Source organism: Nocardia acididurans (assembly GCF_016741815.1).
GTDB classification, from domain to species: domain Bacteria; phylum Actinomycetota; class Actinomycetes; order Mycobacteriales; family Mycobacteriaceae; genus Nocardia; species Nocardia acididurans.
Map to the genome: position 1 here is coordinate 20,034 of NZ_JAERRJ010000012.1, position 13,318 is coordinate 33,351.

The following is a 13,318-nucleotide window of genomic DNA, read 5'->3' on the forward strand; positions in this document are numbered from 1 at the left end:
CACACCCCGTATACGCTCACCCGCATGAGTTCCCGGCATGCTCTGGCCCCGGCCCGCTCCGTCGACGACCACCGGCAACGCATCGAGAATCTGCTGCGGCCGCTGACCGAACGCGGCAGTGAACGCGTGCCCGTCACCGCGGCCCTCGGGCGGCGGCTCGCCGAGGACGTGTACTCCCCCCTGGACCTGCCGGTGTTCCGCAACTCCTCCATGGACGGCTACGCGGTGCGCGCCGACTCCGTGGCGGCCGTGCCGGTGACACTGCCGCTGGCCGGCGTGGTCGCGGCCGGAAACCGCGGCGAAACCCCGCTGCCCGAGGGTGCGGCCCTGAAGGTCATGACCGGCGCGCCGATTCCCCCGGGCGCGGACTGCGTGGTCCCGGTCGAGGACACCACCTCGGACGGCAGCACCGTCACCATCGAAAAATCCCGCACCGCAGGCAATTTCGTGCGCGAACCCGGCACCGACGTGCGCACGGGCGAACTCCTCGCCGCCGCCGGAACCCTGCTGCACCCCCGCCATATCGCCGCCCTCGCCGCCGTCGGCCTGCCCGACCTCCCGGTCACCCGCCGCGTCCGCGCCGCCGTCCTCACCACCGGCGACGAGCTCATGCCCGCCGGAACCCCCCTGCTTCCCGGCCAGATCTACAACTCCAACGGCATCGCCCTCGCCGCCGCCCTCACCGACAACGGCGTCGACGTGGTCTCCCTGGCCCACTCCACCGACGACCACGACGAATTCCGCGCTCGCATCGCCGAAGCCACCGCCGCCGCCGATCTCGTGTTCACCTCCGGCGGTGTCTCCAAGGGCGACTTCGAGGTGGTCAAGGATGTGCTCACCCCTCTCGGCGGCGAATTCGGTTCGGTCGCAATCCAACCCGGCGGTCCCCAAGGGCTGACCGTGGTGCACGGCATCCCGATCCTGAGCTTCCCGGGCAACCCCGTGAGCACCATGGTCTCCTTCGAGGTCTTCGCCCGCCCCATCCTGCGGGCGCTGGGCGGACTGCCGCCGATCGCCTCGGTCGACGTGCCGCTGCTGGAACCCGTCCGCTCGCCCGCCGGGAAGAACCAGTTCCTGCGCGGGAAGCTGACCTCCGACGGAGTCCGCCTGATCGCCGGGCCGGGCTCGCATCTGATCGCCACCATGGCGCAGGCCGACGTGCTGATCGATATCCCGGTCGGGATCACCGAATTGGCCGCCGGGGACACCGTCCGCGTCCATCCGCTCTGAACCGGCGGATGTACTGATCGACAGCGCGATCCCGGCAACCCGGCCCGAAGTTGGTGCGATCGTCCGAACCTCACCGTGGAGAGGGTTCTCACCAGGGGAATCGGGTTAGCGTGAGGCGCGTCGTGGAGGTGACCCCGGGCTCGAGGTGAGGGTGCGTTGTGTAAGGCTGGTGGGTATGAGTGAGTTGTCGCATGTCGACCGGGAAGGGCGCGCCCGCATGGTGGATGTGAGCGCCAAGGCCGACACGGCGCGCATCGCTGTCGCCGCCGGGGAGCTGCACACCACCGCCGAGGTCGTGAAGCTGGTGCGGGCGGACGATATGCCCAAGGCCGATGTGCTGACCACGGCGCGACTGGCCGGAATCAACGGGGCCAAGAAGACCTCGGAGTTGATTCCGCTGTGTCATCAGCTGGCGCTGTCCACGGTGAAGATCGCGTTCGACTTCACCGAGACCAGTATCGGCATCGAGGCGACCGCGAAGACCAAGGGGCCCACCGGCGTCGAGATGGAGGCGCTCACCGCTGTCGCGGTCGCGGGGCTCACGCTGCACGACATGGTGAAGGCCGTGGATCCGGCGGCCACGCTGAACAATGTCCGGCTGCTCACCAAAGATGGTGGTAAGCGCGGACATTGGGAGCGGTCCGCTGCCGTGGAGGCGAATGCGGGTGTGCCGCACGGCGGCTCGGCCCATGCGACGAGCCAGGAACATGCGGCGGTGCGCGCCGATCAGGCAGCCGACGCGCCACTCGCCTACGGGGCCGGGCGTCCGGCGGTGGTGCTCGTGGCCTCCACCGGTGCGGCGGCGGGCAGTCGCGTCGACACGACCGGGCCGAAGCTCGCGGAATGGCTGGGCGGGCTGGGGTTTTCGGTGCGCGGGCCGCTGGTGTACGCGGACGCGGATATCGCGTACGGGCTAGCCGAGGCGCTGGCGGGGGAACCCGCGCTGGTGATCAGCACCGGCGGCACCGGGGCCTCCCCCACCGACGCGACCCCGGAAGCCACTCTCGCGGTGCTGGATCGGGAGCTGCCGGGTGTGGCCGAGGCCATTCGGCAGCGTGGGACGGCGAAGTTCCCGCTCGCCTCGCTCAGCCGCGGCGTGGCCGGGCTCGCCGGGCGCAGCGTGATCGTGAACCTGCCCGGGTCTCCGGGCGGGGTGAAGGACGGAATCGCCGTGCTGGAACCACTTCTCGAACATCTGCTGGCCCAGGTGGCCGGAGGAGGCAGCCATGAGTGAGCCGTTGCTGGCCCGGATCAGCGATCAGCCGCTGAACCCCGACGAGGTCGAGAAGGCCGTCACCGGGCCCGAGCACGGCGCGGTGGTCGTCTTCACCGGCAAGGTGCGCGATCATGATGGCGGGCAGGCGGTTTCGTCACTGGAGTATTCGGCGCACCCGCAGGCCGAGACCTTCCTGCGCACCGTGTGCGCCGAGGTCTCCGCGGCCTCGGGACTTCCGGTCGCGGCCATCCATCGCATCGGCCCCCTCACCATCGGCGATATCGCCATCGCCGTGGCGGTCGCCGCACCGCATCGCGCCGAGGCCTTCACGGTCTGCGCGGATCTGGTGGATCGCATCAAACACGAAGTGCCCATCTGGAAACGACAGATGTTCGCCGACGGCCTGTCCGAATGGGTCAACGCCTGCGCGCACTAGACCGTACGAGACCGGTCTAGGCGGCGATCGGATCCTGTGGCTCCGGGTCCGAGGCTGTGGATTGCCTTGCGCCACGGGCGATCTCGCCGAGCTTGGAATGATTGAACAGCAGGTTCAGAGCAAAGGCGGTGAAGGCCGCCAACGTTATGCCGCTGTTGAGGAGAATCTCGGCGGAGGATGGGAACTTGTCGAACATGCCCTTGGTGAGGACCGGGATCAGGCCCACGCCGATGGCGACGGCGACGATGGTCAGGTTCACCCGGTCGTCGAGGTCGGCACGGCGGAGGGTATCGATCCCGATGACCGCGATGGTGGCGAACAGAACCAGACCGACGCCTCCCACAACGGGTTTCGGGACGGCGGCGACTATCGCGCCGAAGCGGGGGACCGCGCCGAGGACGATGAGCATCGCGCCGCTGACGGCTGTGACGTAGCGGCTGTACACGCGAGTGTTGGCCACCGCACCGACGTTCTGGTTGAAGACGGTATCGACGAACGAGTTGAAGATGCCGCCCAGGACCGCCGAGAGGCCGTCGCCGACCAGGCCGCGGGCGATATCGGCGCGTTCGACCTTCTTGCCGGTGATCTGGCCGATGGCCAGCATGCTCGCGGTGGATTCGGCGAAGACCACGGCCATCACGATGCTCATGGCGACCACGGCGGTGATCGGGAACTGGGGTGCGCCGAAGTGGAAGGGGTCGGGCAGGCCGAGCCACTTCGCGTCCGAAACACCGTCCAGCTGCACCAAACCCATGGGAACGGCGATCAGGACGCCGACCACCAGCGCGATGAGAATGCCCAGCTGCGACCACACTCCGCGGCCCAGCACCGTGCAGACGAGCGCGATGATCAGGACCGCCACCGCCAGCGCGATATAGGACGGTGACGCGAAGGTGGCGGCCTTCGGGTCGCTGCCCACGATCAGACCGCCCGCCACGCCGATCAGCGAAACACCGACCACGGTCAGCACGGTGCCGGTGACCAGGGGCGGGAAGAACCGGACCACCATGGCGAACGGCCATGCCAGCGCCACGCCGATAATGCCGCCGATCAGCATGGAACCCCACACCGCGGGCAGCCCGTACTCCTTGGCGATCAGGATCATCGGACTCATGGCCACGAAGGTCGCGCCGGTGACGATGGGCAGTCGCGCACCCGCGAATTTGCCGAGGCCGAGGCTCTGCACCATGGTGATCACGCCCGCCACCAGCAGATCCGCGCTGATCAGCATGGCGATCGTGGAGTTGTCGAGCTTGGCGGCGGCGCCGAACACCAGCGGCACCGTGACACAGCCGGTGTACATGATCAGCACATGCTGCAGGCCGAACAGCAGCAGCCGCGACCACGGCAGGCGGATGTCGACGGGATGGGGCGAGGTCATGAGGGCTCCTTGCGGCGCGATACTTGTGCACAGGCTAGACAGCGCGATTCGCCTCGGCGTTTGTCCGATCAGCCCAATCATCGCCCATGCCGGGCGCGCGGTTTTGTGTCCGGAACCAGCGTGTGCGGCGGCGCGGGTGCGCCACAGTGGGGCACAGTGTTCCTCGACCACGGGAGGCGACCATGACCGAAACCAGCGGCAAGATCGTGCTCGGCCCGAACCAGTACGGCAAGGCCGAGAACCGGGTGGTGCGCGTCTACCGCGACACCGACCGGCACGAGATCCGGGATCTGAACGTATCGTCGTGTCTGCGTGGAGCTTTCGACGACGCGCACACCATCGGCGACCAGCACGCGGTGCTGCCCACCGATACGCAGAAGCAGACCGCCTACGCGTACGCCACACTGCACGGCGACGGCAGTATCGAGGATTACGGGCTGGCGCTGGCCCGGCATTTCGTCGACGACATCGCACCGGTGGACTCGGCGCGCATCGAGATCGAAGAGTATGCGTGGCAACGGGTTCCGGTCGACGGGGTGGGCCATGACCACTCCTGGACGCGGGTCGGCCCGGAGGTGCGGACCGCCGCGATCACCGTGCGGGGCACCGGTTCCGGCCGCCGGGAGTGGGTGATCGGCGGCGTCAAGGATCTGGTGATCCTCAAATCCACCGGCTCCGAATTCGCCGGCTTCCTGACCGACGAATACACCGTCCTCGAACCCGCCCAGGATCGCATCCTCGCCACCAGTCTGGTCGCCCGCTGGCGCTTCGCCACCCCGCCCGCCGACTGGGATGCCGCCTACACCGGCATCCGCGCGACCATGATCGCCACCTTCGCCACCCTGCACTCGAAAGCCTTGCAGCAGACCCTCTTCGAGATGGGCCGCGCCGCGTTGGAGGCCTACCCCTGCCTCGCCGAAATCCGCCTCTCCGCCCCCAACAAACACCACTTCGCCTACGACCTGGGCCGTTTCGGCATCGAGAACAACAATGAGGTCTTCCACGCCGCCGACCGCCCCTACGGGCTCATCCAGGCGACCGTGCAGCGCGAGGACGCCCCCGACGCGGGAATCGCCTGGGACCCCTACACCGGCGCGGTCTGACCCGCCAGGGTGTGCACTGCCAGGTACAGGTCGAGCCGGTCGTCGAGCCGCCCGAGATCCCGGCCGGTGAGTTCCTCGACCCGTCCGATCCGATAGCGAACAGTATTGAGATGCAGGTGCATTCGCTCCGCCGCCTGCCGCCAGGACCCCTCACACCCGAGGAACACCTCCAGCGTCTCCAACAGCCCGCCACCCGTGCGCAGGTCGTAGTCCAGCACCGGCCCGAGCACTCGCTCCGCGAACCGCCGCTGCAACCCGCCCGGCACCGCCGTGAAAAGCCCCACGGCCGAATCGATTTCGGCCACTCGCATACTGACGGTGTCCTCCGCGTCCCGCGCCGCGACGGCGGCCGCCCGCGCGGCAGCCACCGCTCCCGACAGGTGCTCACCACGCCGTCGCTCACCGACCCCGATCGCTAGTCGAGTCCCGTTGAGCGCGGGCGCAAGTCGCTCGAGCCGACGGCGAATCTGCTCGGCGATCCTCTGATGGGTCCCCCGGGCAAGAGCGACGATGCGGCCTTCGACGTCCAGGAGGGTGGACACCGAAGCGACGACCGCAGCCCCGGCACCTGAGGAATCGCCTGCGGTGGGCGTCGCGCCGCCTGTCGCAGCGGATGAGAAGCCAAGCGCCGCAAGCGCTGTGGTGTCCGGCCCAGCAGACTTGACGCTGCCCGCCGCAACCGAGGTCGCTATACCGGGAGCAGGCGAAACAGCGGTGGCCGGCGTGTGCGGAACGACCGTGGCAGACTCGGCCAAGGCTGCGGCCCAGGTGATTTCGTGGCCGCTCTGCCCGGTCGGAGAAGCATCGTCCGGGACGATTGCGGTAATCCCATGGAGTGCGTCGGACAAAGCTGCGCGGATCGCCGCGAGCGGGGCGGCGCTGTGCCGGGTGGGCGAATCGACGCCTTCGTACCGCGCAGCGGGCTCGCCCTCGAGCCACGGGGTCGGCCCGCTGTCGCGCCGGACCTCGCAGACGATCGCGACCACTGGTTCACCGGCGGCCCACTCGTCGGTGACGGCCGGAAAACGGTCGGCGAGTTCCCAATCCAGCCGCAGGCGGTCCGCCGCGCGCTGCCGGTACAGCTCGGCCACCGCGGCGAGGTCCGCGCCGAAGGGTTCCGGTTCGGCGGCGACCGGGCGGATCGCCAGATACCAGGCGGTGATTCGGTCGCCGGTGCCGATCTGCAGGATGCGGATCGCGCCGTCGGTGACCGTGGGCAGGCGCGGTGCGGTCACGGCGGCGGTGACGAGGCGGTCGATCTCGGCCTCCGAGAGCGGCTGCGTGCCCGCGAGGACGCGACCCGTCGAGGTCAGGATCCAGGCCGAGATCTCCTGTTCCACAGCGATATCCGCGAGCAGGCCGGGCAGGTCGGCCCCCGCCGCGAAGGCGGCCAGCAGGCGGCGCTGGCGCTCCAGGCCGGAGCGCACCCGCTGCCAGCGTTCGTCGGCGGAACGCTCGGCCAGGTATTCGATGAGGCGGCTGAAGGGCACACTCTGCGGGGCGGACAGCAGCGGGAGATCGTGGCGCGCACAGGCCGCGACCACATCGTCGGGGACATGGCCGTGCAGGGCCTGCCCCGCGACGACACCGGCCACCCCGGCTCCGGCGAGCAGGCCGATGTAGCGGTCGGAGTCGGCGGACGCGCGCCGCCACACCAGGCCGGTGCAGACCAGCGCGCCGGCGGTGACGAAGGGACGTGGGTCGGGCATATCGGTGGCGCAGACGCGCGCCACCGGGCGGTCCAGTGCCGCCGTGTCCCCGTGCAGCAGTCGCATGCGCAACCGGGGCGCCTCGAGAATGTCGCGCACGCGCACGGCACGCCTCCCATCGGTTCTACTGCCGGAAACCGTAGGAGGCGGGTATTTCCGGGGCGTTTCGGTGATGCTGCGGGCAGCTCACACCGACTGCGATGGCAGGCGAGCGGATCGGTAGGGTGGGTCCAATGGGTCGGCGGATTCCTGTTCTGGTGGTCGCGGGGTTTCTGGGTGCGGGGAAGACGACGCTGCTCAATCACCTGCTGCGGAACAATCGCGGGATCCGGATCGGGGTGGTGGTCAACGACTTCGGGGCCGTGAACATCGACGCCATGCTGGTGGCCGGGCAGGTGGATGCCATGGTGTCGCTGGGCAACGGATGCGTGTGCTGCGCGGTCGATGTGGACGAGCTCGACGCGCTGTTCGATCAACTCGCGCAGCCCAAGGCCAAGATCGATGTGATCGTGGTGGAGTCCAGCGGGCTGGCGGAGCCGCGCAATCTGATCCGGATGATCGTGAACAGCGAGAACCGGCGGATCACCTACGGCGGGCTGATCGAACTCGTCGACGCCGAACACTTCGCGCAGAGCCGGGCCCAGCATCCGGAACTCGTCGCGCATCTGCGGATGGCCGATCTGGTGGTGGTGAACAAGGCCGACCGGGTCACGCCCGAGGCGCTGCGGGCCCTGCGCGACGAGATCGGCGCGATCGCCGACCCCGCACCGGTGTACGCGACCACGCAGGGACGGATCGATCCGGGACTGCTGTTCGACGCCCCGCATCGCAAAGCACGCAAACCCGGTGTGGGAGAACAGCTCAGCTTCGACGAACTGCTGTACGCCGAGCTCGATGCGGATGAGCACGGCAGCCACGCCGACTGCGACGGGCACGACGACTCGGACGCGCACGGCCACCACGACGCGCACTGCGGCCACCGGCATCTGCACGACGACTACGAGAGCCTGTCCTTCACCAGCGATACCGACCTCGACCCGCGTGCCCTCATCGCCGTCTTCGAGGATCCCCCGCCCGGCCTGTTCCGCGCCAAGGGCACGCTCGCCTTCGCCACCCCCGACGATCAGCGAAAGTTCGTGCTGCACCTGGTCGGCCGCCACATTGTGGTGGAACCGGTGCCGTGGCCGCGCCACGAACCCCGCGCCAGCAACCTGGTGCTCATCGGCGCGGGCCTGGACACCGAGATCGCCCTGGAACGCCTGCGCGCCACCGTGCACACCGACCCCGAACCGCTGGACGACCAGGAGCTCCTGCCGGTCTGGCGCTACGTCGAAGCAGCCGCGCAGCCCCTGGACGACGTGCGCGGTTGACCGGATCGGCGGCCGCCGCGAACCTGGTCGCCACACACCGCGGGCAGGCCGCTCACGCCGATCGGCTCACTGCGACAGGGAATTCCCGACCACGGTGACCACCACACCGCGCACGGCCGCCTTGTCCGGGGCGGGCGCGCCGCGGTCCGCGAACAACAGGTGTGCCGCACCGATCAGCGTCGGCGCGAGCACCTCCACCTCGGCATCGGCGGCGACCCGGCCGACCGCGCGCTCGGCCTCCAGATAACCGGCGATCATGGCCGCCATCTCGGTCATGAGCGGAATACCGGTGGGCCGGTCCACCCGCAGCCGCGTGCGCAGCTCGTCCCGGAAGATGACGAGCCCGACCACCGCCACCGCGACACCGTCGAACACCGAGTTGAGCGCCGCGGTGAGATTGCCGAGAACCGTTCCCGCCCCGGCGGATTCCTTCAGTGTGGCCGCGAGGTCGTCGACCTGCGCAATGCGGTCGCGCACCAGCTCCGCCAGAAAGTCGTCGAAATCGGTGAAATGCCGATGCAGCACGCCTTTCGCGCACCCCGCCTCGGTGGTCACCGCCCGGCTGGTGAGCGCACTCGGCCCATCCCGCAGCAGAATTCGCTCAGCCGCGTCGAACAGCTGCTGCCGCGGATCCCGGATCGCCACACCTGTCGGCACTCCGCACTCCCGATCTCTCGTAGTTCCTCGCACGCCGACAGCGACGTGCCGGGTATCAGCATCGCGCAACACCACTCCCCCCGCCCACTCACCCCGACCCGCACGCTCGCACAGACATCCACCCGGGCGACCACACGCCCACAACGCGTGATCAGCCACCCGCCGCCAACCCCCACCCCACCGATGATCTCCACCCGGCCGCGCGACCGGCCGAGCACGCACCGGATCGGCCAGCACGAACCCACCCGCCATCGGCCCGGAATGAGTAAGCGCCCACCCATCGCCACGTCCACCCCACCCCGGTACGTGTGAGTATCCGATCACTTCGCGCACGCGCCCCTTCATCATGGGTGAGCGCCCACCTACCTCCTGCGCGAGTTCGCCCGGCGCAAGCGAGCGCGCCACCTCCCGCACACGCGCCCGTTCGTCATGGGTGAGCGCCCACCCACCGCCCCCACCGGGGGACGCATGCGCGCCGGCCACCCCCGCACCCGTGCCCGTTTGATCGCGGGTGCGCGACTCACGCCCATCCGTTGGGGATGAGCGCCCACCTACCTCCCGCGTGAGGTCGTCTGGTGCGAGCGGGCGCCCACCTTCGGAAATGTCCGTCCATTGCAGAGTGGGCATATGCCCATTATGGTGGGCGCATGCCCATTTCAGCTTCGGGTGGTCGGCCCGGCAACCCTGATGATCCGCACGCGGCCAGGCGGATGGCCGAATCCTTCGGGGTGGACGCCGGACGCTACGACCGGACTCGGCCGCGGTATCCGGAGGCCATGGTGGAGCGGATCATCGCGGCGAGCCCCGGCCGCGAGATCCTCGATGTCGGGTGTGGAACCGGGATCGCCGCGCGGCAGTTCCAGCGGGCCGGGTGTGCGGTTCTCGGCGTCGAACCCGATTCGCGCATGGCGGAATTCGCCCGCAGGCGGGGCGTGGCGGTGGAGGTTTGTGCCTTCGAGACCTGGGAGCCGGGTGAGCGGCGGTTCGACGTTGTCACGGCCGGGCAGGCGTGGCATTGGATCGAGCCCGTCGCGGGCACGCGGAAGGCCGCGCACTCGCTGCGCCTCGGTGGACGGCTGGCGCTGTTCTGGAATTCGGATCAGCCGCCGGCAGCGGTGACCGAGCCGCTGCGCGAGATCTATCGCCGACTGCTGCCCGATGCGCCCGTCAACCGGCTGCACTCCACCGAGGACGCCTATTCGACGCTGGGCGACAAGGCTTCCGAGGGGATCCGGCGGGGTGGCGGATTCAGTGAACCGGAGGTGTGGAGCATTCCCTACGAGCGCCGCTACAGCCGCGACGAGTACGTGGACCTGCTGCCCACGCAGGGTCTGCACACCCGGCTGCCCGCGCCCGCGCTGAACGAGATACTCACCACTGCCGCGACGGCCATCGATGAGATGGGTGGCGAGTTCCTCATGCGAGGCCGCACCGTGGTGGTGACCGCCGTCCGCGCATAGACGAAAGCGGCGGAACCCGAACCCTTTCCAGGGTGGGTTCCGCCGCTCTGTGCCGATGTCGCGGCCGGACAGCCGATTACGCGGTCGGCAGATCCGGGATGCGGGTGGCGCGCACGAAAACCGTTTCGCCGGAGGCCAAGTGGAGGGCTTCGGCGTCGCCACGGGTGACCTGGGCGGTGAAGAGGTCGCCGGTGGCGGCGTTCTTCAGTTCGACGCGCACCTCGAAGCCGAGGTGGACGACGCGCTCGACGGTGGCGCGGGTGACGCCCGCCGAGGCGGCCGTGCCCTCATGCTTGGCGAGGGCCATGCTGGGATCGCGGCCGACGCGAATGTCGTGCGGGCGCACCAGATGTCCGTTGAGCTTGGCGACATCGCCGAGGAAGGACATGACGAATTCGTTGGCGGGCTTGTCGTAGACATCCGCCGGGGTGCCGACCTGCTCGATGCGGCCCTTGTTCATGACGGCGATCTTGTCGGCCACGTCCAGGGCCTCCTCCTGATCGTGGGTGACCAGGACGGTGGTGACGTGCACCTCGTCGTGCAGGCGGCGCAGCCACTTGCGCAGATCGGTGCGCACCTTGGCGTCGAGCGCGCCGAACGGCTCGTCGAGCAGCAGCACCTGCGGGTCCACGGCCAGCGCGCGAGCCAGCGCCATGCGCTGCCGCTGACCGCCCGACAGCTGCGCCGGGTACCGGTGCTGGAAACCGTCCAGGCCGACGATCTCGAGCAGCTCGTCCACCCGCTTCTTGATCTCGGGCTTGGGCCGCTTGCGGATCTGCAGGCCGAACGCCACGTTGTCGCGCACGGTCATGTGCTTGAACGCCGCGTAGTGCTGGAACACGAAGCCGATATCGCGCTTCTGCGGCGGCACCCTGGTGACGTCACGGTCGGCGATGGTCACGATGCCGGAGTCCAGCGACTCCAGGCCCGCGATCGAGCGCAGCAGTGTGGACTTGCCCGAACCGGACGGCCCCAGCAGCGCGGTCAGCTCGCCCGACGGAATGTCGATGCTGACGTTGTCGAGAGCGGCGAACGAACCGTAGTTCTTGTTCGCATTGGTCACGGTGATCATTTGGCAGTGCCCCGCTTGCGTTCGAGGAGGGTCATCAGGAGGAGGACGACGAGGGCGATGCCCATGAGCAGCGTCGCCGCGCAGTACGCGCCGAAAGTGTTGTGGTCGTTGATGTACCGGCCGTGCACCAGCAGGGTCAGCGTCTGCGACTTGCCGGGCAGGGCGGTGGACACCATGATCACCGCACCGAATTCACCGAGGGCGCGCGCCACGGTGAGCACGATGCCGTAGGTGAGACCCCACCGGATGGCGGGAAGCGTGATGCGCCAGAACGTCTGCCAGCGCGAGGCGCCGAGCGTGGCGGCGGCCTGTTCCTGATCGTCGCCGATCTCGTGCAGCACCGGTTCCACCTCACGCACCACGAACGGCAGCGTCACGAAGATGGTCGCGATGATCATGCCCGGCAACGCGAAGATGACCTTGAAGCCGGAGGACTCCAGCCCGCCGAACCAGCCGCCCGCACCCCACAGCAGGATGAGCGAAACACCCACCACCACAGGCGAAACCGCGAACGGCAGATCCACGAAACCCTGAACCAGGTTGCGGCCCGGGAACTTTCCGCGCACCAGCGCCAGCGCGGTGAGAATGCCGAAGATGACGTTCACCGGCACCACGATCGCCACGATGAGCAGCGACAGCTGGAACGCCGACTGCGCCGCGGGCGTGGTGATGGAGTCGATGAACGCCCCGATCCCGCGTTCGAAAGTGCGCCACAGAATGATGACCAGCGGCAGCACCAGCAGCACACCCAGATAGGCGAGGGCGACGGTGCGCAGCGAAAGCCGGGTCCACGGAGCGAGTTTCATCGCGACTCCTGCTCCTTCCGGGACAAACGATCCGCGAACAGCCGCAGCACCAGCAGCGACAGGAACGAGATCGCCAGCAGCGCAACCGAAACCGCCGCCGCGTTCACCGGGCGATCCACCTCGATCTGCTGCTGGATGTACTGCGACGCCATCTGCGTCTCTTTGGGGATGTTGCCGCCGATGAGCACCACCGAGCCGTATTCGCCGATGGCGCGCGCGAAGGCGAGCCCGCCGCCGGAGATGATGGCCGGGGCCAGCGTCGGCAGGATGATGCGCCGGAAGGTGGTCCAGTTGTCCGCGCCCAGCGACGCGGCCGCCTGCTCCACCTCCTTGTCCACCTCGATGAGCACCGGCTGCACCGAACGCACCACGAACGGCAGCGTCACGAAGGCCAGCGCCACCACCAGACCGGGCTGGGTGGCATTGAGATGGATGTCGATCGGCGACTGCGGACCGTACAGCGACAGCAGCACGATGCTGGCCACGATGGTCGGCAGGGCGAACGGAAGATCGATGAGCGCGTTGACGATTCCCTTGCCGGGGAACTCGTCGCGCACCAGCACCCAGGCGATCAGCGTGCCCATGAACACGTTGATCACGGCGACGACGACCGACACGAAGACGGTCACGCGCAGTGAATCCAGGGCGGCGGGGGCGGTGACCGCGTCCCAGAAGCCGGACCAGCCGTCTTCGAAGGAGTTGTAGGTCAGCGCCGCCAGCGGCAGCAGCACCATGATGCTGAGCCAGAGCACCACCGTCGCGAGGCCGAGCGGGCCCACCGACCCGGTCACCCGCAGCCAGGACCAGTCCAGGCCCCGCTTCCCGGGTTTCTTGTCTACCGAAACGCCGGGATCTGTGACGATCCCGGCGTTGCTGCT

12 protein-coding genes are annotated in these 13,318 nt (G+C 68.9%); 6 read left to right on the top strand and 6 right to left on the bottom strand.

All coding sequences use genetic code 11. The annotated features are described in order from the left end of the window. The first annotated feature begins 24 nt into the window (after positions 1–24). The 3 genes from JK358_RS28715 (at position 25) to JK358_RS28725 (ending at position 2,882) form a co-directional block, all read left to right on the top strand. Complete coding sequence (locus tag JK358_RS28715; RefSeq protein WP_201953715.1) at positions 25–1,230, top strand: molybdopterin molybdotransferase MoeA; 1,206 nt, start codon at positions 25–27, stop codon at positions 1,228–1,230. Between the two features lie 175 nt (positions 1,231–1,405). Beyond that, positions 1,406–2,464 (top strand): bifunctional molybdenum cofactor biosynthesis protein MoaC/MoaB, encoded by a 1,059-nt coding sequence (gene moaCB / locus JK358_RS28720; RefSeq protein ID WP_201953717.1) that lies wholly within the window; start codon positions 1,406–1,408, stop codon positions 2,462–2,464. After that, on the top strand, positions 2,457–2,882 hold the full coding sequence (locus JK358_RS28725; protein ID WP_201953720.1) for a molybdenum cofactor biosynthesis protein MoaE: 426 nt from the start codon (positions 2,457–2,459) through the stop codon (positions 2,880–2,882). Before moaCB ends, JK358_RS28725 begins: the two co-directional genes overlap by 8 nt. Positions 2,883–2,898: 16 nt before the next feature. On the opposite strand, the gene JK358_RS28730 is transcribed toward JK358_RS28725, so the two are convergent. After that, positions 2,899–4,263 (bottom strand): uracil-xanthine permease family protein, encoded by a 1,365-nt coding sequence (locus tag JK358_RS28730; RefSeq protein ID WP_201953723.1) that lies wholly within the window; start codon positions 4,261–4,263, stop codon positions 2,899–2,901. A gap of 182 nt (positions 4,264–4,445) precedes the next feature. Between JK358_RS28730 and pucL the strand changes: the two genes are divergently transcribed. Continuing rightward, the gene (gene pucL, locus JK358_RS28735; protein ID WP_201953726.1) at positions 4,446–5,366 is read left to right on the top strand and encodes a factor-independent urate hydroxylase; all 921 of its coding nucleotides are present in this window, start codon (positions 4,446–4,448) and stop codon (positions 5,364–5,366) included. On the opposite strand, the gene JK358_RS40465 is transcribed toward pucL, so the two are convergent. Continuing rightward, positions 5,348–7,180 (bottom strand): PucR family transcriptional regulator, encoded by a 1,833-nt coding sequence (locus JK358_RS40465; RefSeq protein ID WP_201953729.1) that lies wholly within the window; start codon positions 7,178–7,180, stop codon positions 5,348–5,350. The genes pucL and JK358_RS40465 overlap by 19 nt on opposite strands. Before the next feature lie 128 nt (positions 7,181–7,308). Between JK358_RS40465 and JK358_RS28745 the strand changes: the two genes are divergently transcribed. Beyond that, positions 7,309–8,445 (top strand): CobW family GTP-binding protein, encoded by a 1,137-nt coding sequence (locus tag JK358_RS28745; protein ID WP_201953732.1) that lies wholly within the window; start codon positions 7,309–7,311, stop codon positions 8,443–8,445. A gap of 66 nt (positions 8,446–8,511) precedes the next feature. Here the strand turns inward: JK358_RS28745 and JK358_RS28750 are convergent, their stop codons facing one another. Further along, entirely contained in the window at positions 8,512–9,102 is a 591-nt protein-coding gene (locus JK358_RS28750; RefSeq protein WP_201953736.1) for a TetR/AcrR family transcriptional regulator, read from the bottom strand. Between the two features lie 647 nt (positions 9,103–9,749). Between JK358_RS28750 and JK358_RS28755 the strand changes: the two genes are divergently transcribed. After that, a complete protein-coding gene (locus JK358_RS28755) occupies positions 9,750–10,562 on the top strand; it encodes a class I SAM-dependent methyltransferase (RefSeq protein ID WP_201953739.1) in 813 nt (270 codons plus the stop codon). 76 nt (positions 10,563–10,638) lie between these two features. On the opposite strand, the gene JK358_RS28760 is transcribed toward JK358_RS28755, so the two are convergent. The 3 genes from JK358_RS28760 to cysT are packed head-to-tail and all read right to left on the bottom strand — an operon-like array spanning position 10,639 to position 13,252. Continuing rightward, on the bottom strand, positions 10,639–11,634 hold the full coding sequence (locus JK358_RS28760; RefSeq protein ID WP_201953742.1) for a sulfate/molybdate ABC transporter ATP-binding protein: 996 nt from the start codon (positions 11,632–11,634) through the stop codon (positions 10,639–10,641). Beyond that, a complete protein-coding gene (cysW, locus tag JK358_RS28765; RefSeq protein WP_201953745.1) occupies positions 11,631–12,440 on the bottom strand; it encodes a sulfate ABC transporter permease subunit CysW in 810 nt (269 codons plus the stop codon). Before cysW ends, JK358_RS28760 begins: the two co-directional genes overlap by 4 nt. Continuing rightward, a complete protein-coding gene (gene cysT, locus JK358_RS28770; protein ID WP_201954379.1) occupies positions 12,437–13,252 on the bottom strand; it encodes a sulfate ABC transporter permease subunit CysT in 816 nt (271 codons plus the stop codon). The genes cysW and cysT overlap by 4 nt, the downstream gene beginning before the upstream one ends. Positions 13,253–13,318 lie beyond the last annotated feature (66 nt).